The 25,129-nt window shown below is 70.5% G+C and carries 22 protein-coding genes; 11 read left to right on the top strand and 11 right to left on the bottom strand.

Features of this window, described 5'->3' with window-relative positions; all coding sequences use genetic code 11:
* Positions 1 to 12 precede the first annotated feature (12 nt).
* Both FXO23_RS01085 and FXO23_RS01080 read right to left on the bottom strand, forming a co-directional pair.
* Positions 13 to 912 carry a hypothetical protein gene (locus FXO23_RS01085; RefSeq protein ID WP_158879574.1) on the bottom strand — a complete coding sequence of 300 codons (900 nt, stop codon included), beginning with the start codon at positions 910 to 912 and terminating at the stop codon, positions 13 to 15.
* A 146-nt stretch (positions 913 to 1,058) separates the two neighbouring features.
* The gene (locus FXO23_RS01080; RefSeq protein ID WP_158879573.1) at positions 1,059 to 1,877 is read right to left on the bottom strand and encodes a hypothetical protein; all 819 of its coding nucleotides are present in this window, start codon (positions 1,875 to 1,877) and stop codon (positions 1,059 to 1,061) included.
* A gap of 121 nt (positions 1,878 to 1,998) precedes the next feature.
* Between FXO23_RS01080 and FXO23_RS01075 the strand changes: the two genes are divergently transcribed.
* From FXO23_RS01075 to FXO23_RS01065, 3 genes are read left to right on the top strand one after another with little or no spacing between them, the layout of a single operon-like run.
* The gene (locus FXO23_RS01075) at positions 1,999 to 2,775 is read left to right on the top strand and encodes a deoxyribonuclease IV (protein WP_158879572.1); all 777 of its coding nucleotides are present in this window, start codon (positions 1,999 to 2,001) and stop codon (positions 2,773 to 2,775) included.
* Positions 2,772 to 4,157 carry a glycosyltransferase family 87 protein gene (locus tag FXO23_RS01070; protein WP_246256808.1) on the top strand — a complete coding sequence of 462 codons (1,386 nt, stop codon included), beginning with the start codon at positions 2,772 to 2,774 and terminating at the stop codon, positions 4,155 to 4,157. The genes FXO23_RS01075 and FXO23_RS01070 overlap by 4 nt, the downstream gene beginning before the upstream one ends.
* A gap of 40 nt (positions 4,158 to 4,197) precedes the next feature.
* Positions 4,198 to 4,740, top strand: coding sequence for a hypothetical protein (locus tag FXO23_RS01065; protein ID WP_158879571.1), 543 nt, complete (start codon positions 4,198 to 4,200; stop codon positions 4,738 to 4,740).
* Here FXO23_RS01065 and FXO23_RS01060 read toward each other — a convergent pair.
* Complete coding sequence (locus FXO23_RS01060) at positions 4,704 to 6,269, bottom strand: glycosyltransferase family 87 protein (protein WP_158880067.1); 1,566 nt, start codon at positions 6,267 to 6,269, stop codon at positions 4,704 to 4,706. The two genes, FXO23_RS01065 and FXO23_RS01060, sit on opposite strands and share 37 nt — an antisense overlap.
* 424 nt (positions 6,270 to 6,693) lie before the next feature.
* Here FXO23_RS01060 and FXO23_RS01055 point away from each other — a divergent pair, with 424 nt between their 5' ends.
* A complete protein-coding gene (locus tag FXO23_RS01055) occupies positions 6,694 to 7,752 on the top strand; it encodes a Gfo/Idh/MocA family protein (protein ID WP_158879570.1) in 1,059 nt (352 codons plus the stop codon).
* Between the two features lie 20 nt (positions 7,753 to 7,772).
* On the opposite strand, the gene FXO23_RS01050 is transcribed toward FXO23_RS01055, so the two are convergent.
* Together FXO23_RS01050 and FXO23_RS01045 are read right to left on the bottom strand one after the other, a co-directional pair.
* Positions 7,773 to 10,535, bottom strand: coding sequence for a transglycosylase domain-containing protein (locus tag FXO23_RS01050; protein ID WP_246256807.1), 2,763 nt, complete (start codon positions 10,533 to 10,535; stop codon positions 7,773 to 7,775).
* A 70-nt stretch (positions 10,536 to 10,605) separates the two neighbouring features.
* On the bottom strand, positions 10,606 to 11,004 hold the full coding sequence (locus FXO23_RS01045; protein ID WP_158879569.1) for a DUF5318 domain-containing protein: 399 nt from the start codon (positions 11,002 to 11,004) through the stop codon (positions 10,606 to 10,608).
* Positions 11,005 to 11,268: 264 nt separating this feature from the next.
* On the opposite strand from FXO23_RS01045, the gene FXO23_RS01040 reads away from it, so the two are divergent.
* From FXO23_RS01040 to FXO23_RS01030, 3 genes are all read left to right on the top strand, one after another.
* Positions 11,269 to 11,835 carry a PadR family transcriptional regulator gene (locus FXO23_RS01040; protein ID WP_158879568.1) on the top strand — a complete coding sequence of 189 codons (567 nt, stop codon included), beginning with the start codon at positions 11,269 to 11,271 and terminating at the stop codon, positions 11,833 to 11,835.
* Positions 11,836 to 11,897: 62 nt separating this feature from the next.
* Positions 11,898 to 12,989 carry an inositol-3-phosphate synthase gene (locus FXO23_RS01035; protein WP_158879567.1) on the top strand — a complete coding sequence of 364 codons (1,092 nt, stop codon included), beginning with the start codon at positions 11,898 to 11,900 and terminating at the stop codon, positions 12,987 to 12,989.
* Between the two features lie 156 nt (positions 12,990 to 13,145).
* Complete coding sequence (locus FXO23_RS01030; RefSeq protein WP_158879566.1) at positions 13,146 to 13,748, top strand: Uma2 family endonuclease; 603 nt, start codon at positions 13,146 to 13,148, stop codon at positions 13,746 to 13,748.
* On the opposite strand, the gene FXO23_RS01025 is transcribed toward FXO23_RS01030, so the two are convergent.
* Positions 13,734 to 14,390 carry an HAD family hydrolase gene (locus tag FXO23_RS01025; protein WP_158879565.1) on the bottom strand — a complete coding sequence of 219 codons (657 nt, stop codon included), beginning with the start codon at positions 14,388 to 14,390 and terminating at the stop codon, positions 13,734 to 13,736. The two genes, FXO23_RS01030 and FXO23_RS01025, sit on opposite strands and share 15 nt — an antisense overlap.
* 65 nt (positions 14,391 to 14,455) lie before the next feature.
* Here FXO23_RS01025 and FXO23_RS01020 point away from each other — a divergent pair, with 65 nt between their 5' ends.
* The 3 genes from FXO23_RS01020 to FXO23_RS01010 all read left to right on the top strand — a co-directional run bounded on the left by FXO23_RS01020 (position 14,456) and on the right by FXO23_RS01010 (position 18,451).
* Positions 14,456 to 14,917: a MarR family winged helix-turn-helix transcriptional regulator gene (locus FXO23_RS01020; protein ID WP_158879564.1), complete on the top strand. Its 462-nt coding sequence runs from the start codon at positions 14,456 to 14,458 to the stop codon at positions 14,915 to 14,917.
* Complete coding sequence (locus tag FXO23_RS01015) at positions 14,910 to 16,124, top strand: MFS transporter (protein WP_158879563.1); 1,215 nt, start codon at positions 14,910 to 14,912, stop codon at positions 16,122 to 16,124. Before FXO23_RS01020 ends, FXO23_RS01015 begins: the two co-directional genes overlap by 8 nt.
* A 233-nt stretch (positions 16,125 to 16,357) precedes the next feature.
* Complete coding sequence (locus FXO23_RS01010) at positions 16,358 to 18,451, top strand: PhoX family protein (protein ID WP_158879562.1); 2,094 nt, start codon at positions 16,358 to 16,360, stop codon at positions 18,449 to 18,451.
* 48 nt (positions 18,452 to 18,499) lie between these two features.
* Here the strand turns inward: FXO23_RS01010 and FXO23_RS01005 are convergent, their stop codons facing one another.
* Positions 18,500 to 19,819, bottom strand: coding sequence for an MFS transporter (locus FXO23_RS01005; RefSeq protein WP_158879561.1), 1,320 nt, complete (start codon positions 19,817 to 19,819; stop codon positions 18,500 to 18,502).
* A 57-nt stretch (positions 19,820 to 19,876) separates the two neighbouring features.
* Here FXO23_RS01005 and FXO23_RS01000 point away from each other — a divergent pair, with 57 nt between their 5' ends.
* On the top strand, positions 19,877 to 20,569 hold the full coding sequence (locus tag FXO23_RS01000) for an SDR family oxidoreductase (RefSeq protein WP_158879560.1): 693 nt from the start codon (positions 19,877 to 19,879) through the stop codon (positions 20,567 to 20,569).
* 140 nt (positions 20,570 to 20,709) lie between these two features.
* Here the strand turns inward: FXO23_RS01000 and FXO23_RS00995 are convergent, their stop codons facing one another.
* From FXO23_RS00995 to FXO23_RS00980, 4 genes are all read right to left on the bottom strand, one after another.
* Positions 20,710 to 21,177, bottom strand: a complete 468-nt coding sequence (locus tag FXO23_RS00995; protein ID WP_158879559.1) for a hypothetical protein — start codon at positions 21,175 to 21,177, stop codon at positions 20,710 to 20,712.
* Entirely contained in the window at positions 21,174 to 22,487 is a 1,314-nt protein-coding gene (locus FXO23_RS00990) for an amidohydrolase family protein (RefSeq protein WP_158879558.1), read from the bottom strand. The genes FXO23_RS00995 and FXO23_RS00990 overlap by 4 nt, the downstream gene beginning before the upstream one ends.
* Before the next feature lie 172 nt (positions 22,488 to 22,659).
* Positions 22,660 to 23,316, bottom strand: coding sequence for a response regulator (locus tag FXO23_RS00985; protein WP_158879557.1), 657 nt, complete (start codon positions 23,314 to 23,316; stop codon positions 22,660 to 22,662).
* Positions 23,313 to 25,049 carry a sensor histidine kinase gene (locus FXO23_RS00980; protein WP_246256805.1) on the bottom strand — a complete coding sequence of 579 codons (1,737 nt, stop codon included), beginning with the start codon at positions 25,047 to 25,049 and terminating at the stop codon, positions 23,313 to 23,315. The genes FXO23_RS00985 and FXO23_RS00980 overlap by 4 nt, the downstream gene beginning before the upstream one ends.
* Between the last annotated feature and the right edge of the window lie 80 nt (positions 25,050 to 25,129).

Here is a 25,129-nt window from a genome sequence, read left to right as displayed (position 1 = left end):
CGCTCGAAGATACTAGCCGGTAATTTTCCGCAGCACCCAGGTCCGCACCAGGGCCGCGCTCACGCCGGAAAGCGCCAGCACCGCGAGCAGCACCGGGAAGCCGACGCCGTCACCGGCACCGCCGGGCAGCGCCTCGGCGTTGCCCGCGTTCTGGATTCCGGGATTGCCCGCGCTCTGCTTGCCGTCCTGGCCGAGGATGCCGAATTCCGGCGCGTATCCCGGGATCTGGCCGCCGTACCGGACGCCCGGCGAGGGTGCGAACAGGCCCGCGGTCGCGTACGGGAGTCCGCTGTAGTCGCGCATTCCGGCCCAGCCGCCGCCGAAGCTGGCCGGGAGGATCCCGAAACTCGCCGGGTCGCCGCCGAGGACCGGGCTGGTGGATTCCGGGAGATGACCGCCCGGCGCGGGCCCGCCGACCTGACCACCCGGAGTGTTCGTGCCGTTGCCCGGCGGGGTCTGCGGCGAACCGTTGGCGGGTGGCTTCTGCGAGGATCCGCCCGGTTTGAGGGCGCCGCCGACCGCGTCCCCGAACGCTTTCGCGCCGTTGGTGACGGCCTGGTTGACCGCGCTCGCGCCGGATTCCACCGGGGACGCGGCGGTGTTGACCCCGGTCACGGTGACCGAGCAGATCTTGGTGAGCACGGACCCGACGATCGGGATCGCTTTGGAGAGCGTCTTGGTGCCCAGCGAGATGAACCCGAGGTCGAGGGCCGGAAGGGTGCCCTTGGGCAGGCCGAGCAGGCTGGACGGATCGACGCGGATCGCGTCGCCGGGCTTGCCGGTGATCGTGCTGCCGCAACTCCCGGTGATGACCGTCGCCTCGGCCGTGCCCGGTGCGGCCAGCGCCGCCGAGCCCGCGAGTACGAAGGCCGCCGCACCGACCGCTGTCGCCCTGCGAGTTCGCCCTTGCATCAGTTGCCCCTCCAGCGCCTTTGCTCTGGTCGACCTCTTAAGGACAACGACGCTAACGGGGCCAGGTGACGCGGGCATACCGCGACGACCCGCGCAAACGGGTGGAAACGCGGTGACGCAGTGTGAAGGTTTGGCGCCGGACGGTCCTACGCGGCCTTGCGGCGCATCCAGCTCCGCACCAGCGCTGCGGCCACCAGGGCCAGCGCGAGCACGGCGAGCAGCAGCGGCAGCCGCGCGGGCGGGTTGGCGGCGGGCAGCGCTTCCGCGGTGCCGGAGTTCTGCGCGACCACGTTCGGCGGCGGCGGGGTCTCCGGGCTGAGGCCGGGCGCGACCGGCGGGATGATGCCCGGGGCGGTCAGCGGCAGGGTCGCCGAGATCGCGGTGCCGACGCGGGGGAAGGCGGAGACCGGGGCGAACACGTCCGGGTTGAACGGGTTGCTCACCACCGGGCTGACCTGGTCCCCACCCGGCTTGCCGGGGTTCGGTGGAGTGGGTTTGCCAGGAGTCGGCGGGATAGGCTTGCCCGGCCCCGGCTTGTGGTCCGGCGGGGCGGGCTCGTTGTCGTCGCCGGGAAGCGCTGATTCCAGCGCGCCAGCCACCCCGTTGCCCGCAGTCTTCGCGGTGTCGCAGACGACCGTGGCGGCTTCGTTGACCACGGGCACATTGCTCAGGCCGAGCCCGTGCACGAGGTCCGAGACCGGGAGGGAAAGCAGCGGTTTGCCGTCTTTCCCGGCGCCGGTCGATTCACTGCCCAGGCCGAGGTCCAGCAGGCCGGGCTTGTCGACCAGCGCGCCGACGTCGACCGTCACCGGCCGCCCGTCCTTGTCCTTCAGCGTGGCGTGGCAGTCGCCGTGGAGGAGCGGATCCGGGCCGGGTGCGGCGCTCGCGGTACCGGGCAGGACCAGTGCGGCGGAAGCCGCCACCGCGAAACCCAGTGTGCTGACCCGACGTGCGGTCTTCCCCATGTGTCGCCCTCCGGCATCCCGACGCTGCCTCACGGAACGCGCTCACCGTACTCCACCTGCGTGACCGCTGTCCTTCGAGTTGGGAAATTCCCGTCCAGTGGGTCGCCTGTAGCGTCGCGGCATGCGAATTGGTGCTCATGTCCGGGACGACGATCCGCTCACCGCCGCGCTCGATCGGGGCGCCGAGGTCATGCAGTTCTTCCTCTCCGATCCGCAGGGCTGGAAGGCGCCGGTCCGGCACGCGAACGCGGACGCCATCATCGCGTCCGATGTGGACGTCTTCATCCACTCGCCATACGTGCTGAACGTGGCGTCGCTGAACAACCGCATCCGCATCCCGTCCCGCAAATCCGTGCTGCAGCAGGCGAAGGGCGCCGCCGGCATCGGCGCGAAGGGCCTGATCGTGCACGGCGGGCACGTGCGCCAGGGCGAGGACGCGGCCGAGGGGTTCGCCAACTGGCGCAAGCTCTTCGAACGCCAGGCCGCGGACGGCGGGTTCCCGGTGCCGATCCTGATCGAGAACACCGCGGGCGGGGACAACGCGATGGCCCGGCACCTCGACGCGCTGGCCCGGTTGTGGGACGAGGTGGGCGAGTTCGATCCCGGGTTCTGCCTGGACACCTGCCACGCCTTCGCGGCGGGCTGGGAGCTGGACGGCGTGGTGGACCGGGTCAAGGCCATCACCGGACGGATCGACCTGGTGCACCTGAACAACTCCCGCGACGAGTTCGGTTCCACCCGGGACCGGCACGCGAACGTCGTCGGCGGGGACGGCACGATCGACCCGGAGGTGCTGGTTCAGGTCGCGGCCGAGGCGGGAGCGCCGGTGATCGTGGAGACGCCGGACGAAGGCCAGGCCGCGGACATCGCGTACGTGCGGGAGGCAGTGCGGAAGTGACCGCGAGGCGAATCGCCGCGGTGCTGGTGCTGCTGTGCGGGGTCACCCTCGCGCTCGGCTTCGCCAACAAGGACCGTTGCACCGGACCGTTCTTCAGCGAATCGGGGCGCAGCGAGCCGGACTACGGGCAGCGCAACTTCGCCGATTTCTGCTACTCCGACATCCAGTTCCTGTGGCAGGGCCGGGATGTCGACAAGCACGTCTTCCCCTATGTCGGCGGCGGGCTCAACGAACGCGGCGATCCGGTCGGCGGCACCGTCGAGTACCCGGTCCTCACCGGGATGCTGATCTGGGCCGGGGCCGCGTTCGCCAACACCGACGCCGGTTTCCTCGCGCTCTCGGCACTGCTGCTCGCCCCCTTCGGCCTGCTCACCGGGTGGCTGCTGGGACGGCTCGCGGGCTGGCGCGCGCTGCTGTGGGCGATCGGGCCGCCGCTGGTGCTGTACGCCTTCCACAACTGGGACCTGGCCGCGGTGGCCGCCTCGGTGGCGGCCTTCGCGGTCCTGCTGCTGAAGGACGACTGGTCGTTGCGGCGGCGGGCGACCGCGGCCGCCGTGCTGCTCGGCCTCGGGTTCGCGCTGAAGCTGTACCCGGCGCTGTTCGTGGCGCCGCTCGCGTTGTACGTGCTCACCGGCGGGCGGGCCGGGAAGGAAGGCGATCCGGCGAGCCCGTGGCTGGATGTGCGGGGCGCGCTGCGGGTGGTCGCGGTCGCGCTCGGCACCGCGGTCGCGGTGAACCTGCCGTTCGCGCTCGCCGGGTTCCGGGGCTGGTGGGCGTCGTTCGAGTTCCAGGCGGACCGGAAGATCGACGTCACCACGAACTCGCTGTGGTACTGGGCGTTCCGGCCGGAGTCGGATCCGGACAAGGCGGGTTTCCAGTCCTTGGTCGGCGTGCTGTCCCCGGTGCTGGTGCTCGCCTCGTTCGCGCTGGCCTGCGTGCTCGGCTGGCGCCGCTACCGGCGCGAGGGCGAGTTCCCGTTCCTGCCGGTGTGCGCGGCCATGCTGTGCGGATTCCTGTTGCTGCACAAGGTGCACTCGCCGCAGTACACGTTGTGGCTGCTGCCGATGTTCGTGCTGGTGCGGGTCCGGCTGCCGTGGGTGTTCGCCTACTTCGCCGCCGATCTGGCGCTGGGCATCGGGCTCTTCCGCTGGTTCGGCGCGTTGCAGACCGGCCACGGCTCGGGCATTTACGACGGGTTCGCCGCGCAGGCGGTGATGATCGGCGTCTGGGGCCGGGCCGCGCTGCTGGCCGGGCTGTTCTTCGCCTTCCTCGCCGCCGAGCCGGTGCGACCGCGGGAACCGCGTCTCCCCCGCGGGAGGGGGCCGGTTCGCCCCGCGGCGGGAGGGTTCGCGGCCGGTTCCGCGCGAGAGTCGATCCCGTAGTCACGGACCGCACCCAGGTCCGGTGAGAGGGAGGAACTCCATGCGCATCAAGGGATCTCGTGCGACCAGGATCATGTTCGCCGTGCTGGCCGGGGTCGGCACCGCGCTCGTGGCGGCCACCCCGGCGCACGCGGACGCCCCGGCGGGACCCACGATCCCGCCCGCGTCGACCGTCGCCGGGTCCGGCGGGCTCGTGCTCGACTTCCCCGGCTTCCAGGGCGACCCGGTGCGGTTCTCGATCGCCGCGCACGGGCAGCTCACCCAGGCCAAGGGCCGGTTCCACGTGAATCATCGGCGGGCGGACGGGGCGCCGTTCGGCGAGTTCGGCGGCCGGGTCGACTGCGTGGCCACGCAGGGGAACGTGTCCGTGGTGACCGGGATCGTCGAAACGGCCGAGCTGCCGGGCCTGCCTGGGGTGAACGTGGTCGGCAAGCGGGTCGGCCTGACCGTGCAGGACAACGGGCCGCGCGGGGACCGGATCGGCTGGAGCTGGGCGTTCGCCGGATTCGAGCACGACGCGCTGCCGTGCAGCGGGACCGTCCCGTTCTACCCGCTGAGCTCGGGCGGGCTGCTGGTGCGCTGAGGCCACCGGATCGGGGGGAAGGTGACGACGTCGCGGGCGCGGTCGAGCACCCCGCCCGCGGGGTCGTCGTCCCCGTTCAGCCGGACCAGATCGGTGGCCGGGCGGTAGATCTCGCGGATCACCAGCACGCACAGCGCGAGCACCGCGAGGTCCCGGATCACCACGGTGCCCAGGAACCAGCCCTCGGGCAGGCCCTTCTTGTCCTCGCCGAGGTAGTAGAACATCCGCGGCGCCCAGACCAGCGCGTCGATCAGCATCCAGCCGAGGATCGGTTTCCAGCGCGGGATCGCCAGCACGGCCAGCGGCACCAGCCACAGCGAATACTGCGGGCTCCACACCTTGTTGGTGAGCAGGAACGCGGCGACCACCAGGAAACCCAGCTGCGCCACCCGGGGCCGGGTCGGCGCGGTCAGCGCGAGGTAGGCCACGCCCGCGCAGCAGATCAGGAACAGCCCGCCGCTCACGATGTTCAGCCAGATCGGCGTCTCGCCCCGGGCCAGCGGCCCGTCGAACCCGGTCCAGCCGGTGAAGTAGGAGATGACGTTGTACAGCGAGTCGGGGTCCATCCCGCGCTCGGTGTTGAGGCGGAAGAACTCGCGCCACCCGGTCGGCAGGGTCAGCGCGAACGGGACATTCACCACGAGCCAGGTGCCCACGGTCGCGCCCGCGGTCTTGCCGAACTCGCGCAGTTTCCCGGCGCGCAGGCACAGCACGAGCAGCGGGCCGAGCAGGAACAACGGGTAGAGCTTGGCCGCCGCGCCCAGCCCGAGCAGGATTCCGGCGAGCCACGGTCTGCGCCGCGCCCAGGCGAGCATGCCGGTCGCCGCGAACGCCGCGGACATCGCGTCGAAGTTGGTGAACGCGTGCACGATGACCAGCGGGGAGAGCGCGACCAGCGCGGCGTCCCACGGTCTGCGTCCCGCGATCCGGTTCACCGCCCACACGGTCGCCAGCCACGCCACGGCCAGGAAGAACGCGGTGATGTTGAAGTAGACCGCGACCGGGATCGCGCTCGGCAACCAGCCGGAGCCGGCGATCGCGAGCCAGCCGTGCGTGAGCTTCGCGTTGACCCACTGGAAGAGCCCGGTCAGCACCGGGTACTCCATGTACCGGTCGTGCGCGTTCGGGGTGCCCTCGTCGTCGACCCATTTGGTGGCGTACGGGAACGTGTCCGGGTTGTTCAGCCGTTCCGCGCCGTAGAGCGGGACGATGTCGGAGTAGCACATCGCCACGTACGGCCGGCCGGATCGCCAGTCCAGTTCGGCCTGGCCCTGGTCGTTGGTGAACTGCTGGATGCAGCCCGCCTTGCCGAACCAGCCGAACACCAGGGTGAGCATCGCGAGCAGCAGCACCACGCGCAGCGGTGACCAGAACCAGTGGCGGCCCACCGCGGCGTGGTCGCCCAGCGGTCCGCCGATCGGCCGGGTGGCCGCGGCGACCAGCGGCTCGGTCCGGCTCGGCGCCACTCTCTGCCGCGCGTCGAGGGACTCGGGCGCGGATGTGGCGTTCTGCTCGGTCGGCCTGGGCACTCGCGGGATGTTAGTTCCACCGGGGTCGCCCCCAGGTGAACCGCCCGTCAATTCGGCTCGGCGGCAGCGGGAGCAGGCGCTCAGCCGCGCTTCCGCGCGCCCGGCCAGATCGAGCAACCGCACGAGATCGGCCAGCCCGATCCCGAGCAGGCGCGCGGCCCGTTCGCCGATCTCCACCAGGGTGCGGGGTTTACCGAAAGACTCTTGCCCCGCCCGAAAACAGGTTTGTCCACATCGGCCTCATCCTGTGGACAACCCCGCTTTTTCCGAGGCGCCAGCCCCCGGCCCCGGTAGACTGGTGCAGGGCTCGGCCCCCGGGACGGGTGGGGGGTGCCTTAGGTATGGGGCGCGCGGTTGGTGGGGAAAGGTCGGGCGGTTCCGGCGGCTGGGCAGGGGAAATCCTCGCTGTTGTCTAATTGGCCGCATGGCTTCTCCTGAGTTGCGCGTCGGCATCCTCGGCTACGGCGTCGGCGGGCAGCGGTTCCACGCCCCGCTGGTGGCCGCGACCCCGGGCCTCGCGGTGTCCGCGATCGTCACCGGCAATCCCGAACGCGCCGACCGGGCCCGCGCGGCGTACCCGGAGGCCGCCGTGCTGCCGGACGCCGACGCGCTCTTCGCCCGCGCCGCGGACCTGGATCTGGTCGTGGTGAGCACGCCGAACCGGACCCACGTGCCGCTCGCGCTCCGCGCGATCGAGGCGGGCAAACCGGTGGTGGTGGACAAGCCGTTCGCGCCGACCGCCGCCGAGGCCGAGCGGGTCGTCCGCGCCGCCGACGCGGGCGTGGGGCTGACCGTGTTCCAGAACCGCCGCTACGACTCGGACTTCCTGACCGTGCGCAAGATCCTGGACTCGGGCCGCCTCGGCGAGGTGTTCCGGTTCGAATCCCGCTACGACCGCTGGGTGCCGAAGCCGAAGGACAACTGGCGCGAGTTCGGCGATCCGGCCGAGGCGGGCGGGCTGCTCTACGACCTCGGCGCGCACATCGTCGACCAGGCGCTGCAGCTGTTCGGCCCGGCGGCCGAGGTGTACGCCGAACTCGACCGGCGACGGCCCGGGGTCGCCGTGGACGACGACACGTTCGTCGCGCTGCACCACGAAAACGGCGTGCGCTCGCACCTGTGGGCTTCCGCGCTGGCCGCGACCCGCAACCCGCGGTTCCGGGTGCTCGGCGAGCGCGCCACGTTCACCAAGTACGGGCTCGACGTGCAGGAGCCGCAGGTGCTCGCGGGCTTGCGGCCCGGCGATCCCGGCTGGGGCGTGGAACCCGAATCCGACGCCGGAGTGCTCGGCGTCGGCGAGGACACCGAACGCGTGCCCACCGAAACCGGGCGCTACGAACGCTTCTACGCCGAGGTCCGCGACGCCGTGCTCGGCGCGGGCGCCTTCCCGGTCGATCCGGCGAGTTCGCTCGCCGCCCTCCGCGTGATCGAAGCCGCCCGCCTCGCCGCCGCCGAGCGCCGAGTGGTTTCACTCCGCGCCTAGCTCCCGGGAGCCGGGCTCGGCTAACCCGATTCCCGCGTGCCCGGGATCAGGCCGCCGTTGTTGTTGCCCGGCCCGCCGAGCCCGGGATCCGGGAAGCCGGTCGGCCGCCCGGTAGGCCGCGACGGCGTCGAGGTGTCGGTGTCCGGCGGTTCGGTCGGGGTCGAGGTGTCCGGCGGCGGCGTGCTCGTGCTCGGCGGCGTGGACGTGCTGGGCGGCGGTTTCGGGCTCGACGGCGGCGCGGAGACCGCCTGCTTGCCGATCGGCTTGACGCTCTCGAACTTCTCGTTCGGCTTGCCCTTGAGGAAGTCCTCCATGAACTTCTCCCACATCTTGCCGGGCAGGCCGCTGCCGTAGATCGGCTTGTGGGTCGTCGAGTCGATGAGCGCGATCGACGGGTTGGCGAACGTGCCCACCCAGGTGGCCACCGAGATGGACGGCGAGTAGCCGACCATCCAGGCCTGGTTGTTGTCCTTGGTGGTGCCGCCGACCGCCTGGTGCGTACCGGTCTTCCCCGCGCATTCGTGCCCGTTCGGGCAGTTCAGCTTCGAACGCGGGACCACCGGGATCAGTGATTCGGTGACGTTGCCCGCGATCTGCTTGCTCTTCTCGGAGTTGGGGTCGAACGCGGGCTGGGCACTCGGCGTGACCTCGAGGACCGTTTCGTCGCTGGGCGTGGTGACCTTCGAGACGAAGTGCTGCTCGTTGCGCATGCCCTGGTTCGCGAAGGTGGCGTACGCGGCCGCCATGTCCTCCACGGTGACCTGCGTCTTGCCACCGCCGATGGCGATGTTGAAGTCGCCGTTGGCCATGGTCTCCGCGCCGTTGCCGTTCTTCTCCGGGATGCCCGCCTGCTTCGCGGCCTCGATCACCGGCGGCACGCTGAGGTAGTTGCTGACCATGTCGGTGAAGACCGAGTTGACCGACTTCTCCATGCCCTCGGCCACCGTGCACTGCGAGCTGTCGCAGTCGGTCACGTTGTTGACGCCCTTGGGGAAGCCGGGGAACTTCTGCCCGGACTTGCCCTCGTACGTCTCGCCGAGTCCCTTGCCCTTCTGCAGCAACGCGACCAGGTCGAACGGCTTGAACGACGACCCCGGGTTGCGCGGGGTGGCGGCGCCGTCGCGCGCGTCCTCTTTGGTGTTCGGGCCGCCGTAGTAGGCGATCACCCCGCCGGTCTTCGGGTCCACCGCGACCAGCGCCTTCCCGATCTGGTCCTCGGGCTTGAAGTGCTGGTCCTTCATCACCTCGTTGACCGCGTTCTCCGCGAGCTTCTGCGCGTTCGGGTCGATCGTGGTGTAGATCTTGTAGCCGCCCGCCTGGATCTTCTCCTCCGGGTAGCCCCGGGCCAGCATCTCGGCCTTCACCCTGGCCTGGATGAGCGCGTTCGGGCCCTTGATCAGCTGCGGCTTGCTGTCCTCCGGCGGGATCAGGTTGGGGAACTGGGCCGCCGCGCGGTCGGTCTTGGACAGCCAGTTGTTGGCCACCATCTGGTCCAGCACGTAGTTCCAGCGGCGGTGCATGTACTCGACGTTCTTGTCCTTGCCCGGTCCCTGGATCATCCCGGCCAGCAGCGCGGCCTCGGACGCGTTGAGGTCCTTGACGTCCTTGCCGAAGTAGCCCTTCGCCGCGGTCTGGATGCCCCAGGCGCTGCGCCCGAAGAAGATCGTGTTCAGGTACGCGGTGATGATGTCCCGCTTGTCCTGGGTCTGGTTCATCTTGAACGACTTCACCAGCTCGAGCGCCTTACGGGTGAGCGTGGGGTCCTCGTTCTCGGTGGCCTTCTTGATGTACTGCTGCGAGATGGTGGACCCGCCGCCGGTGCCGCCGGTGACGTTGTTCCAGACCGCGCCCAGGATGCCCTTGAGGTCGAAACCGTTGTTGGTCTCGAACGAGGAGTCCTCCGCCGCGTACACGGCGTGCTTGACCACGTCCGGGATCTCCTCGGGCTTGAGCAGCTGCCGGTTGCCGCCCGCCGGGACCTCCTTACCCATCTCGGTGTTGTTCGCGTAGAAGTAGGTGACGACCTGGTTCTGCCGCGCGGCCACCTCTTCCGGGGTGGGCACGTCGACGACGAAGTAGGCGACGGTGAACGCCACTGCGGGCAGCACCACGAACAGGCCGAACAGCACGTAGAGGGTCCGGCGGACGATCTTCCAACGCCGCTTCTTGCGCTGTTTCGCGGTCAGCACCGGCTTTTTCTTCTTGCCGTCCGGTTCCTCGTCGCCCGGTTCGTCGTCCGGGCCGAACTCGTTGAACCGCGCCTGCTCACCGGAGTGCCAGTCGTCGTGTCCATCGTCGTAACCGTCGTCGTATCCGGACAGCCCGGCGCCGTTGTGCTCGTGGGTGAGCAGCTCCGGTTCCCGGTCGTTCGGGCCGATCCGTTCACCGATCATCCCGGTCGGCTGCTCGACCTGGGGACGCCGCGGGGGCGGCGGCGGAGGCGGCGGCCGGTAGCCGCCGTTCTGCGGGGGCCGCCCGCCGCGCGGCGGGCCGCCCGGTGGCGGACCCTGCGGCCGCCGGCCCGGTGGCGGGGGTGGCGGCGGGACCTGGCGGACGTGACGTGTGCCACGAGGGGCGTCGGGGTCGCCGCCACCGGGCCACCGCGGAGCCTGTTCGTCCCCGGTCGGCCACTGCGGAGGCTGCGGGGCCGCCTGCCGCACGCGCCGGGGCGGTTCGTCCCCGGTCGGCCACTGGGGTGCCTGCTCGTCGCCGGTCGGCCACTGGGCATGGCGGTATGCATCAGGCTCCTGACCAGGCCAGGAGCGGTTGCGATGGTCGTTCACGAATGAGCCTCCCAGACCGGCGAGTCGGGGTTCGCCGTTCTGCGGTCAACAACTGCGCCTCTCGCTGCCGTCACTGTCCCGCTGTCCTTCGCGACGGACGTTGCGGGGTCCCTGTGCCCAGGACGTATGACTGCACCAGGTGGTTCCAGCCGCACGACCGGCAGACCTCCACCACGTAGACGGTGAACTCCTCGAACAGCGCGGCCATCCGCTGGAGTTCCGCCGTCGTGCGCGCCGAGCCGGCGACGTGCTTGAGCTCGTCGCCGTACACCCAGGAGACCAGTGTCAGGGCTTCCTTCCGGCACACCGGACAGCTGACGTCGCTCGGTTCACCGTGGAACTTCGCCGCTCTGAGCAGGTACGGAGTGGCGTCGCAGACGTCCATGGTGCCGACGCGACCGGAGTAGACGCCGGCGAGCAGCGCACGGCGCTGCAACGCGTAGTCCACGACCTGCCGCTGGTTTCGCACGCTGACAGAGTACGTGTCCGGCAAGGGGGCGACATGAGCCGTTCTGCCTAGTGATCGTCAGGACGCGCGGGACACGCCGACGATTTGGTAACTCTCTGGTGAATTTCATCACCGTAATTCGGCCGAGGTAGTGCTTCCCGAAAGGTTAGGTACACCACTTCGATGTATCGGCGCGATATAATGGCCGGGTAGGTTGCGCTAGTCACCAAGCGGTATCCAGGGCAACGCACCGCTTGGCCGTTTGTTCCCGGAAGGGGGTGCACTGTGCTGGAGTTCGCGATCCTCGGACTGCTGCACGAAGCGCCCATGCACGGCTACGTGCTGCGCAAACGGCTCCACGACACCCTCGGCATGTTCCGCACGTTCTCGTACGGCTCGCTGTACCCGACCCTGAGGCGGTTGCAGCGGGCCGGCTTCATCGTGGAAGAACTGGACGAGGTCGCCCGGGAGGCCGGCCGATCCCAGACCAGAACGTGGGGCAAGCGCGCCCGCCGGGTCTACAAGCTCACCGCGGAGGGCAAGGAACACTTCGCCGAACTCCTCGGTGACGCGGGCCCGCAGACCTGGGACGACGAAGGTTTCGGCGTCCACCTGGCGTTCTTTTCCCGGACACCGGCCGACGTCAGGATGCGCATATTGGAAGGCCGCCGCCGTCGCGTCGAGGAACGCCGTGAAGGGCTTCGCGCCGCCCTGGCCAGGGCCGAGGAAAAGATCGACCGCTACACCCGCGAACTGCACCGGCTGGGTCTGGAGAGCAGCGAGCGGGAGGTGCGTTGGCTCAACGAGCTGATCGCGCACGAACAAGCCGAGCAGCGCGGCCAGCAGGCCTGAGCCGCGGGACGCGGGTTCGGCGAGCACCTACTACACAGATAACGAGCTAAGGAGAAACCGGCATGGGCGAGAACCGCCGGAAAGTTCGGGTGGCCATCGTTGGCGTCGGCAACTGCGCGGCATCGCTGGTGCAGGGCGTCCAGTACTACCGCGACGCCGACCCCGACTCGCGTGTGCCCGGCTTGATGCACGTGCAGTTCGGCGACTACCACGTGGGTGACGTGGAGTTCGTCGCCGCGTTCGACGTGGACGCGAAGAAGGTCGGCCGCGATCTTTCGGAAGCCATCGTGGCCAGCGAGAACAACACCATCAAGTTCGCCGAGGTGCCGCCGCTCGGCGTCACCGTGCAGCGCGGGCACACCCTGGACGGGCTCGGCCGGTTCTACCGGGAGACCATCGAGGAGTCCGACGAGGCGCCGGTCGACATGGTGGCCGCGTTGCGCGACGCCAAGGTGGACGTGCTGGTCTCCTACCTGCCGGTGGGCTCGGACGAAGCCGACAAGTTCTACGCGCAGGCCGCGATCGACGCCCGGGTGGCGTTCGTGAACGCGCTGCCGGTGTTCATCGCGTCGGACCCGGAGTGGGCGGAGAAGTTCACCCAGGCCGGGGTGCCGATCGTCGGCGACGACATCAAGTCCCAGGTCGGCGCGACCATCACGCACCGCGTGCTGGCCAAGCTGTTCGAGGACCGCGGCGTCCAGCTCGACCGCACCATGCAGCTCAACGTGGGCGGCAACATGGACTTCCTGAACATGAAGGAGCTCGAGCGCCTGGAGTCCAAGAAGATCTCCAAGACCCAGGCGGTCACCTCGCAGGTCGACCGGGAGCTCGGCAAGGGCAATGTCCACATCGGACCGTCGGACTACGTGCAGTGGCTGGATGACCGCAAGTGGGCCTATGTGCGGCTGGAGGGCCGCGCCTTCGGTGACGTGCCGCTGAACCTGGAGTACAAGCTCGAGGTGTGGGACTCGCCGAACTCGGCGGGCATCATCATCGACGCCGTGCGCGCCGCGAAGATCGCGGCCGACCGCGGCATCGGCGGCCCGATCCTGTCCGCCTCCTCCTACTTCATGAAGTCGCCGCCGGTGCAGTACAACGACTCCGAGGCACGCGACGCGGTGGAGAAGTTCATCCGCGGCGAAGTCGACCGGTAGTCCTGCCGCTGGTCCGCACGAACGGCCCGTTCATCGCAGAATTCGCGGTGAACGGGCCGTTCGTGCAGGTCAGGGCTTGCCTTTGAGCCCCGCTCGGGCACACTGGAACTCGTCCTCCCCAGGACTCAGCGACCCGCGAAGGAAAGGAGGAGTGCCATGGCCGAGCCGCTGACTGTCCCCTCGGAGTTCGATCCGCTGGTGGAGTTCTACGGGATGTGGAACACCGAGCTGGCCGAGCACTACCTGCCGATCCCCCGGGTGCACGCGCACAAATACGAGTGCCTGGGGGGCTACCTCATCATGAGCCCGTACGAAGGTGCGGCGAATTCCTATGGCGAGATAAGACTCGGAGTCATCCTCGATGGTTCTGTTCGAAGCGCGGGGCTACTGCCCTACGGCACGGTCAACGTGCGGTTCTCGTCGGACACCTGGACCCAGCCCGATCTGACGATCTTGAAAGAATCCGCGCGGGGTGCCACCTGGGTGCCCGCCGATCGGGTGCTGATGCCGATCGAGTTCGTGTCCCCGTCCAGCCGCAGGCGAGATCGCATCGACAAGCCGCACTTGTGCGCCGCGGCCGGAGTCCCGTGGTACCTCCGGGTTGAGATCAACTACGCAGCCCGGTATGTCGCGCTTCGCCTCGGCCGCCTCGACGGCGACCACTACGTGGATCACGCGACCGCGCGCGGCGGTCAGCGGTTCGCGATCGATGAACCGATCAAGCTGGACTTCGACCCCGCCGAGCTACTGGAGCCCTGAGGGCAGGCCGAGGGCGGCGGGGAGGTCGCCGATCCCGTCGAGCACCGCGGTCGCCTTCGCCAGGACTTCCGGATCCGGCGGGAAATGCGGGTTGGGCGCCGCGTACACGGTCATGCCCGCGTTCATCGCCGCGCGCAGCCCGTTCGTGGTGTCTTCGACGGCCGCGCACTCTCTCGCGACCACGCCCAGTTGACGAGCGGCTTCCAGGTAGACGTCCGGCGCCGGTTTGCCCGCGGCCACCTGTTCGCTGGAGACCGCGACCCGCACCAGCTCGCCGAGTCCGGTGGCGTCGAGGAAAGCCTTGATCAGCACCGGCGGCGAGGAGCTGGCGATCGCCACCGGGTAGCGCGCGCCGACCGCGCGCACGGTCTCGGTGGCGCCCGGCAGCACCGGCGGGCCGTCCGCGTAGGCCTGGACCATCCGCTCGACCACCACCTCGGCGATCCGTTCCGGAGTCAGCCGCGCGCCCAGCTCCTCGACCAGGTACCGCGCCCACTCGGGGGTGCTCATGCCCTGCTGCGCCCGGGTCGCCTCGGCGGTCCAGGCGCCGCCGTGCTCGGCGACCACCGAGCGCCGCACCTCGTCCCAGGTCTGCTCGGAGTCGACCAGCACGCCGTCGAGATCGAAAACCACCGCGTCCATGCCGCGACGGTACCTGTGCCTGAAATTACTTCGACACCCTAAGCAATATTAGTTAGCCTGGCTAAGTGACTTCCGGAGTAGCCGAACTGGCCCACGAACTGCGCCCGCTGGTATTCCGGCTCTACTACGTCGTGCGGCGGCAGACCCCGCAGCACCAGCTCACCCTCACCCAGGGCTCGGTCCTTTCCGAACTCATCGCGCGCGGCCCGCGCCGGATGACCGCGCTGGCCGAGCTCGAGGGGGTGCGGCTGCCGTCGATGACCGACGTGGTCGGTCGCCTGGAGCGTCTCGGCCTGGTCAGCCGCGCCCGGGATCCCGAGGACGGTCGCGCGGTGCTGGTGCGGGTCACCGCCGAAGGCGAGCGGTACTACGACGAAATCGTGGTCGCCCGGGAGGAGTTCCTGCGCGAGCGGCTGGCCGCGCTGGATCCCGGTGAGCGCGTGGCGATCGACGCGGCGCTGCCCGCGCTGCGCCGGCTGCTCGAACCCGCGAACGAGAAGAAGGAGGAACTGATCCCCGGTGAGTGAGCGTCATTCGAGCCTGCTGGACGCGGTCAAGGGACAGCCCAAGCAGGTGTGGATCACCGCGGGCGCCGCGGTCATCGCGTTCATGGGCATCGGCCTGGTGGACCCGATCCTGCTGTCCATCGCCGAGGGGCTGCACGCCACGCCGTCCGAGGTGACCCTGCTCTTCTCCTCGTACCTGGGCGTCCAGGTGCTCGCGATGCTGATCACCGGCGCGGCGAGCGCGCGGTTCGGCGCCAAGCGCACCGTGCTCGCCGGGCTGACCCTGATCGTCGCCGCGACCGCGCTGTGCGCCGCCGCCGGGTCGATCGAGCAGCTGGTCGGGTTGCGCGCGGTGTGGGGGCTGGGCAACGCGTTCTTCATCGCGACCGCGCTGTCGGTGATCGTCGGCGCGGCCACCGGCGGGCAGGCCGGGGCGATCCTGCTCTACGAGGCGGCGCTCGGCGTCGGCCTGGCGGTGGGCCCGCTGCTGGGCGCCCTGCTCGGCAGCATCTCCTGGCGCGGGCCGTTCCTCGGCACGGCGGTGCTGATGGCCGGTGCGCTGGTGCTCTGCGCGGTGTACCTGGCCGGGGACGCCCACGAGAAACGGGCGCGGATCCGCCTGCTCGACCCGCTGCGCGCGCTCGGGCACGCGGGCCTGCTGCGCACGTCGATCGGCTCGGCGCTCTACACCGCGGCCTTCTTCGCGGTGCTGGCCTGGTCGCCGTTCGTGCTGAAGTGGAACGCGATCGCCGTCGGCCTGGTGTTCTGCGGCTGGGGCGTGTGCGTCGCCGTCGCGGGCGTGCTGCTCGCGCCGAAGCTGGCGGGCAAGCTCGGTGAGCGGCACGCGACCGTGGTCGCCGTTCTCGGCTACGCGCTGCTCATGCTGGTGATGGCGGTTCCGAGCAAACCGCTGCTGGTCGTCGCGATCATCGCCTCCGGTCTGGTCTCCGGGCTGCTGAACACGCTGTTCACCGGTACCGCGATGTCGATCAGCGACGCGCCCCGGCCGGTGGCCAGCGCGGGTTACAACTTCTGCCGCTGGCTCGGCGGCGCCGCGGCCGCGACCCTGGTCGGTCATGTCGCGGAGTGGTTCGGTTCGCCGCAGGCCCCGTTCGTGGTGGCCGCCGTGCTGTGCCTGCTCGCCGGGGGCCTGCTTGCCGTGCGGCAGCGCGCACGCGACCCGCACGACGTGCCCGCGGAAGCCGCGCTCGTCGGTGAGGAGTTCTGAAGCTCCGGGTGAACAACGGGCCAACGAACGGTAGTACCGATCGCCGGCCCGTTGCCTTAGCGTCGGAGCTCCGAACTGGTGTCGGAGGTCCGGTGCGGGTGTCGAACTCGGCGACTTCGGAGAGTGATCGAACGGATATTCGCGTTCGCGCGTTGTTCACCTGAATGTCCTAGTCGCCTTGTTTTGGTTGCTTAGCGTCGGGCCGTTCCCCGACTGAGTGACCTGGAGGCCTTGTGTCAGTCGAGCCTGGGCGGCTGCTGCCCTTGTTCGCCCACCACCCCGGTGGCCGTTCGCCCATCACGTGCGAGTACCGCTGCGGCAACGCGTGCGCGCATGAAGCCCCGAACGAGTCCGGCAACGCATACTTCGGCGACGTGGTCAAGGACGTGGTCTCCCGCCGCGGCGCGCTCAAGGCCGGTGCGGTGATGGCCGCGGCCGCCGGCGGGTTCGCCGCCCTGTCCGGCAGCGCGGCCGCCGAGCCCGCGACCCCCGCCGCGCCCGGTGTCGCGGGTGGTGCGGGGCGGAGTGTGCCGGGCACCGACTTCGACCCGGTGCCGCCCAACACGGCCGACGCGGTGACCATCCCGGACGGGTACGCGCAGAGCGTGGTGATCCGCTGGGGCGACCCGGTGGTGCCCGGCGCGCCGAAGTTCGACTTCACCAAGCAGACCGCGGCCGCGCAGGAGAAGCAGTTCGGCTACAACAACGACTTCACCGGCCTGATCCCGCAGGACCCGCTGGGCATCCGGAACCTGCTCGTGGTCAACCACGAGTACACCACCGAGGTGCACATGTTCCCGGCCGACCAGTACGACCCCGACAACCCGACCGAGGAGCAGGCCAGGATCGCCTGGGCCGCGCACGGGCTGTCGGTGGTGCAGACCTTCCGCGACCCGGTGGGCGGCGCGCTGCGCGCCGTGCCCAGCCCGTACAACCGCCGCATCACGCTGAACACCCCGTTCGAGGTGCGCGGGCCGGCCGCCGGGTCGAAGTTCCTGAAGACCTCGGCCGATCCGACCGGCAAGAAGGTCTTCGGCACCCAGAACAACTGCTCCGGCGGCGTGACGCCGTGGGGCACGGTGCTCTCCGGTGAGGAGAACTTCAACCAGTACTTCGCCAACGCGGACAGCGTCACCGATCCGGTCGCGAAGGCTCGGCAGGCGCGGTACGGGCTCAAGGGCACGGCGAGCACCCGCAAGTGGGAGCGCTTCGACAAGCGCTGGGACATCGCCCAGGAACCCAACGAGCCCAACCGCTTCGGCTGGGTGGTGGAGATCGACCCGAACGACCCGAACTCCACGCCGATCAAGCACACCCACCTCGGCCGGTTCAAGCACGAGGCCGCGAACATCAAGATCACCGCCGACGGCCGGGTGGCGGTGTACTCCGGTGACGACGAGCGCTTCGACTACATCTACAAGTACGTCTCGAAGGGCAAGTACAAGAAGGGCAAGAGCGCGCACGCCCGGCGGCACAACTCGGCGCTGCTGGACGACGGCACGCTGTACGTCGCCAGGTTCACCGGCGACAGCCCGGCCGCCGAGATCGACGGCAGCGGCAAGCTCCCGGCCGACGGCGAGTTCGACGGCACCGGCGAGTGGATCCCGCTGGCCAGCGGCAATCAGTCCTTTGTGGACGGTTTCACCGCGGAGGAGGTGTACGTCTTCACCCGGCTCGCCGCGGACAAGGCGGGCGCGACGAAGATGGACCGCCCGGAGGACATCGAGCCGAACCCGGTGAACGGCCGGATCTACGCGGCGCTGACCAACAACACCGACCGCGGAGCGACCGGAAAGGCCGGTGCGGACGAGGCGAACCCGCGCAACCGCAACAAGAACGGCCACGTCCTGGAGTGGGAGGAGGCCAACGGCGACGCCGCGTCGACGAAGTTCTCCTGGCGCCTGCTGCTGGTCTGCGGCGACCCGAAGGCCGCGGACACCTACTTCGGCGGCTTCCCGAAGGACCAGGTGAGCCCGATCTCCTGCCCGGACAACGTCGCCTTCGACCGGCACGGGAACCTGTGGATCTCCACCGACGGCAACGCCCTCGGCGCCAACGACGGCCTGTTCTCGGTGCCGGTCACCGGGCCCGAGCGCGGGCACGTCAAGCAGTTCCTCTCGGTGCCGGTCGGGGCGGAGACCTGCGGCCCGGTGATCACCGACCACCTGGTGCTGGTCGCGGTCCAGCACCCCGGCGAGGACGCGCCGAGTTCGGCGAACCCCACCTCGCACTGGCCCGACGGCGGCGCCTCCCAGCCCCGCCCGTCGATCGTCTCGGTGTGGAAGAAGGGCCGCTGGGGCACGGTCGGCCAGATCGGCCGCCGCTAGACCCGGCAGCGGCCGCACCCGCCGCGGGCTCGGGCGCGGCGGGCGCGGTCACTCCCGGCTCGCGCTCGCCTTGGGTTTCGCGCCCAGGGCGAGCGCGACGCAGGCGGCGGCGATCATGCACCCGCCGACCGCCCACATCCCGGCGCGCTGCGTGCCGGTCAGGTCCCGCAGCCAGCCGGTGAGGTAGGGCGCGGCGAATCCGCTGATGTTGCCCAGCGAGTTGATCAGCGCGATACCGCCGGCGGCCGCCGCCCCGGACAGGAAGTTCGACGGCAGCGCCCAGAACGTGGGCAGCGCGGCGCACACCCCGGTCGCGCACACGGTCACCGCGACCATGGCGGCGAACGGATTGCCCAGGTACAGCGCGATCGGGATGGCCGCCCCGCCGAGCAGCATCGGCAGCGCGACATGCCATTTCCGCTCGCCGGTGCGGTCCCCGTGCCGCGCCCAGAGCACCATCGCCACCGCGCCGATCACATAGGGGATCGCGTTGATCAACCCGGACTGGGTCGTGGTGAAACTCGTGCCGAACTGCTCGGCGAACCCCTTGATGATGGTGGGCAGGAAGAACCCGAGCGCGTACAGGCCGTAGGCGATTCCGAAGTAGACGAACGCCAGCGCGAGGATTCGCGGATGGGTGAGCGCCTTGCGCAGCGGCCAGTGGTGCTCGGCCTCGGTGGCGCGCCGCTCCGCGTCGAGTTCGGCGGCCAGCCAGTCCCGTTCGGCGGCGGTGAGCCAGTTCGCCTTCTCCGGCCGGTCGGTCAGGTAGAACCAGGTCACCACCGCGAGCAGGATCGCGGGCACGCCCTCGACCAGGAACATGAACCGCCACCCGGACAGCCCGAACACGCCGTGGCCGTGCGCGATCAGCAGGCTGGACAGCGTGGACCCGATCGCGGTGGACACCGGCACCGCCGCCATGAACAGCGCCACCGCCTTCGCCCGTTGCGACGCCGGGAACCAGTAGGTCAGGTACAGGATGATCCCGGGAAAGAAGCCCGCCTCGGCGACCCCGAGCAGGAACCGCAGGATGATCAGCGTGGTCGCGTTCGGCACGAACGCCATGACCGTGGCCACCACACCCCAGGTGATCATGATCCGCGCCATCCAGCGCCGCGCGCCGAACCGGTGCAGCGCGAGGTTGCTCGGCACCTCGAGCACCAGGTAGCCGAGGAAGAACACCCCGGAGGCGAACCCGAACGCGGTCGCGCTCAGCCCCAGTTCCTTGTTCATCCCGTTCGGCGCGGCGAAGCCGATGTTGACCCGGTCGAGGTAGTTCACGAAGTACAGCAGCGCCAGGAACGGCATGATCCGCAGCGCGACCTTGGCGAGCACGCGGTTGCCCGGTTGGATCTTCGTCGAGTCCATTCGGGCATCTCATGCCGCGAAGAGCGGCGAGTCAAGCGGCCGCCTAGGGTTTGTCCCATGGCGGACACCCCACTCGCGCTCGTCACCGGCGCCACCCGCGGCATCGGCGCCGCCGTCGCACACGCCCTCGAACCGACCCACCGGGTACTGCTCGGCGGCCGCGACGCGGACACCCTCACCGAACGGGCCGCCGAACTGCCCGGCGCGCGGCCGTGGCCGGTGGACCTGACCGACCCCGAGGCGCTGCGCACCGCGACCGCCGAGATCGGCGCACTGGACGTGCTGGTGCATTCGGCGGGCGTGGCCGAACTCGGCACGGTCGAGCAGGCCCCCACCGCGGCGTGGCGGAAGAACTACGAGGTCAACGTGCTCGCCGTGGTGGAGCTGACCCGCCTGCTGCTCCCCACGCTGCGCGCCGCCCGGGGACACGTGGTGCTGATCAACTCCGGCCAAGGCCTGACCGCCCGCGAAGGCTGGGGCCCGTACGCGGCCAGCAAGTTCGCCCTGCGCGCCTTCGCCGACGTGCTGCGCGCCGAGGAGGAGCCGCACGGCGTGCGGGTGACCTCGGTGTTCCCCGGCCGCACCGACACCGAGATGCAGCGCGACATCATCGCGGGCGAAGGCAAGGACTACGCGCCGGAGCAGTACCTGCGTCCGGATTCGGTGGCCACCGCCGTCCTGGCCGCGGTCTCCGCGACCCCGGACGCCCACCTCACCGAACTCGTGCTCCGCCCCCGCCCGGCCCGCTAGCCGGAGGTTCGCCCGAACCCGGCCACCTCGAACGATGTCGGCGTGACGAGCGGTCCGGCCCCCTCGGCGGCGAAGCGAACCCGGCGCGCTCCCGCCGATCCCGACCGATCCCGGCCAGCGGACGTCGCCGAGTTCCACGGTCAGCGCGCGCGGTCGGGGTTCGCCCGGAGCCACTCGTCGAGCAGGTCGGCCTTCGCGGTGCGGCCGAGCAACCGGTAGGCCCGTGCCCAGACCGCCGGATCGGCCAGGGGCAGGCCCCGCCAGTGCCCGGTGACCCGGGTCGGCAGCGCCTCGACGCCGGTCGCCGTCCGGATCGCGAAACCGACCAGCACGTCCACCGGCCCTTCGTCGACCGCGAACCGCTCCCGCGTCGCGTAGGGGCCGTCGCGCACGGTGTCCGGCCGGAACGTCAGCCCGGTGTCGCCCAGCGCCGACCGCACCACCTCGGCCGGCGCCTCGGTCGTGACGTCCCAGTCGTGCACCACCGAGCCGAGCCCGAGCGCGGCGAGCAGGCCGGATCCACCCACCGCCGCCTCGGCGCCCCGCGCCGCCAGCGCGTCCAGCACCACCCGCACCGGAGCGACCGGCGGTAGCGCGGGCTCGGTCACCCGCGGATCCGCGCCGCCGCCTCGGCCACGCCGTGCTGCACCTTGTCCCGGTCCACCCGCAGCGACTCGCCTTCGCCGACCACCTGTTCCCCCGCCACCCAGACATCGCGCACCCGGCGGGATCCGGCTCCCCACACCAGGTTCGCCAGCAGCTGCTCGTCCGGTACGTCCAGCCCGGTGGCGAACGCGGGATCGTCGACGTCGACGTGCACGAGATCGGCCCACCGGCCGGTCTCGAGCGCCCCGATGTCGTTTCGCCCCAGCGCTTCCGCGCCACCCCGGGTGCCCAGCAGCAGGGCGTCCCGCGCGCCGAGCACCGTGGAGTCCTGTGTGGACAGACGGGCCAGCATCGCGGTCAGTTGCACCTCCTCCCAAAGATCGAGATCGTCGTTGCTCGCGGGCCCGTCGGTGCCGAGCCCGATCGGGACCGACGCGGCGCGCAGGTCGGTCAGCCGCGCGATACCGGACGCCAGCTTGGCGTTGGACCCGGGGCAGTGCGCGACACCCACGCCCCGCGCGGCGAACAGGGCGATGTCCTCATCGGACAGATGCACCGCGTGCGCCGCGATGATCCGGCCGTCGAGCATGCCCACCTTGTCCAGCAGCAGGGGCACCGAACCGTGCTCGGCGCGCTGGCGCGCGTCCTCGTCCGGCGCCTCCGCCACGTGGATCTGCACCAGCGCCCCGCGCGCGGCGGCCGATTCGGCGGTCAGCCGCAGCGCTTCCTCCGGCAGCATGTACGCGGAATGGGCCGCGTAGGACAGTTCGACGCGTTCCCCGGGGCCGAAACGCAATCCGTCCGCCGCGATCCAGCGCTCGGTCTCAGTGATCATCGCGTGCCAGTCGAGGCCGGGCAGGTCGATGATCGGCGAGCCGAGCAGCACCCGCCCACCGGTGGCGAGCACGGCCTCGGTCATCTGTTCGGCGTGGAAGTACATCTCGGCGCTGGTGGTGACGCCGTGACGCAACATCTCCAGCGAACCCAGGGTCATCCCCACCCGCACGTCGTCCGGCCGCAGGTTCGCCTCGGCGGGCCAGATCACCTCCCGCAGCCAGCGCAGCAGCGGAAGTTCGCCGCCCATCCCCCGCAGCAGTGTCATCGGGCTGTGCGCGTGTGTGTTCACCAAGCCCGGCAACAGGATTCCGGGCAGGGTGGTGACCAGCGCACCCTCCGGGGAAGGCGCACCGGCCGCCGGACCGCAGTAGGCGATCCGGCCGTCGTCGTCGATGTCCACCACGCCGTCCCGGATGACCGAGCAGGCCGGGTCGGCGGGGAGAACGATGGGGGCACGGAGTCGGCGGGTGTTCATGCGGCCATCCTGCCCGATTCCGGCGACGGTCCGCGGCGATGGATCGATTTTGTCCACAGGCGGCCTGCTCGGGGTCGAGTTGTCCACAGATTTCCCGCGCACCCCTTTTCCGGGGCGTGGCCCGATAAAATGGAGTGGGGTCGCCCCCCAGGGAGTGGTGGGGGGTGGGGTTTCAGTTCTCGTCCATCAGGCCGGAGCGCCAGGCCCAGGCGGCGATTTCCACGCGGTTGCGGGCGTCGATCTTGCCCTGCACCGATGCCAGATGTGTTTTCACCGTGGACAGCGAAAGAAACAGCTCCGCGCCGATTTCGGTGTTCGTCAGGCCGCGGGCGGCGGCGCGGACCACGTCCAGTTCGCGTGCGGTGAGCGGTTCGTTCGGCGGCCGCACGTCCCGTTTGGCGGTGGCGCCGTCGAAATGTTTCAGCAGGCGCACGGTGATCTGCGGGGAGACCAGCGCGTCACCGCGATCCGCGGCGCGGATGGCCTCGATCAGCAGTGCCGGGCCGGCGTCCTTGAGCAGGAAGCCGCTCGCGCCGTTGCGCAGGGCGGTGTGCACGTACTCGTCCAGGTCGAACGTGGTCACCACGACCACCTTGAGCGGGTCGGCGACATCGGGGCCGGCCAGCTGCCGGGTCACCTCCAGGCCGTCCAGGCCCGGCATGCGGATGTCCAGCAGGCACACGTCCGGCCGCAGCTCACGCGCCTTGCCCACCGCGGCGACGCCGTCCGCGACATCGGCGACCACCTCGATGTCGTCCTGCGCGTCGAGGATCATCCGGAAACCAATGCGCACCATGTCCTGGTCGTCCGCGATCAGCACCCGGATCATTCCACTCCTTCCAGCGGCAACCACGCCTCGACCCGCCAGCCGCCGTCCGGCGCCGGCCCCGCGGCGAGCCGGCCGTGCAGCAGCTCGACCCGCTCGCGCATCCCGATCAAACCGTAGCCGCCCGACCCACCGGCCGGTCGCTGGTCCTGGCCGCGGCCGTCGTCGTCGATCCGGAGGTGCAGTTCTTCCCCGGCGATCTCGGCGAGCACGGTCGCGCCGCGCGCGCCCGCGGCGTGCTTCCCGATGTTGGTCAGCGATTCCTGCACCAGCCGCAACGCGGAACGCGCCACCTCCTGCGGCACCGCCCGCGGCAGGTCCAGGTCGACCTCGGTGGGCACGCCGTGGTTGGCGCCGTCGACCAGCCGCCGCAGGTCGGCCGCGAGGTCCGTGGTGGCCTGCTCGCTGAACCCGCTGCTCCCGGCGGGCGCGTCCCCGCGCATGCTGCGCACCAGCCGCCGCATCGCGGCGAGCGCCTCGGTGCCCGCGTCCTCGATCCGGTCCAGCGCGTCCATTGCGAGCTTGGGATCCTTGCCGCCCATCATCTTCGCGGCCTGGGCCTGCACCACGATTCCGGTCACGTGGTGCGCGACCACGTCGTGCAGTTCGCGCGCCAGCGCCATGCGTTCGGAGGTCTGCGCGTCGGTGACCGCCGACTGCACCACCTGCGCGCGCTCGGAGTCCCGGGAGCGCAGGAACATCCCGACCGCCACCGAGATCCCCAGCAGCAGGCTGGCCGCGACGAAGTTCTGCCGGATGGTGGACAGGCCGCCGTACTTCTCGTTCGTCAGCGAGGCGATCGCGACGACCGCCGTCAGCAGGCCGATGCACCACCACGCGCGCGCCGGTTTCACGTACCGGACGAGGATCGCCACCACGGCCATCCCGGCCCCGATCTGCGTGGTCGGCACCCCGCCCGGCATGGGGTAACGCGAGCCCAGGTTGAGCACCTCGTTCCCCACCGCCGAGAAGAACACCACGGCCGACACACCCAGCGCGGCGGGCACCGGATGCCGCGAGGCCAGGACCGCCAGCCCGGCGGCCGCGATCGAGCACAGCACGAGCGGGAACGCCCGCACCCCGCCGTTGACCGCCGAGGCCAGCTCGAAGAACAGCAGGAACGAGAGCCCGCCGAGCAGCGGCCATTGCCCGCGCAGGAGTTCGGCCAGCCGGTTGGGTTTCTGCTTCGGATGCGGCCGCCGCCCCTGCAACCCGAACACCACCGCCGCGATGAGCAGCGCCAGCCCGGCCACCAGCGAAATGGTGAACTTGTCCGAGTTCAGCTCCGTGTACTCGGACCGCCCGGCCACCGCCAGCAGGCAGGCCACCACCAGCGAGCTCACCGCGCAGAACGCCACCCCGGGCCGCACCCGGCGCACGCACAGGTACACCAGTTCGAACCCCGCCACCGTCTCGGCGAGCGAGATGTTGGCCAGCAACGGCGTGTACGGAACGGCGTCGGACAGCCGGATCAGCACGGTCGAGACCACCAGTGCCCCGGCCCCGGCGAACGCGGCGACCGCCGCCCGGGAACGCGCCCACAGCGCGCACGCCGACATCGCGACGATGCCGGGCAGCATCGCCAGATCGACTCCGCGCGGACCGGTGTCGTCGACGCTCGCGGGCAGCAGGATCGCCAGGTCCACGATGAACGCGGCCAGCAACACGACACCGGACAGGCCGAGCCAGCGCAGGATCGCGCTGACCCGTGCGGAGGCGTCGTTCGGGGCGGGCACACCGTGACGTTAGAGGATTCCCGCGCGGGCGCACCTTGGCCGCCTGGCCACCGCGGGTCGGCCGATCGGCCGACCCTTCG

This window comes from Amycolatopsis anabasis, from assembly GCF_009765355.1.
GTDB classification, from domain to species: domain Bacteria; phylum Actinomycetota; class Actinomycetes; order Mycobacteriales; family Pseudonocardiaceae; genus Amycolatopsis; species Amycolatopsis anabasis.
Note: the sequence above shows the minus strand (reverse complement) of the source record. Positions and strands in the feature narration are given on the sequence as shown.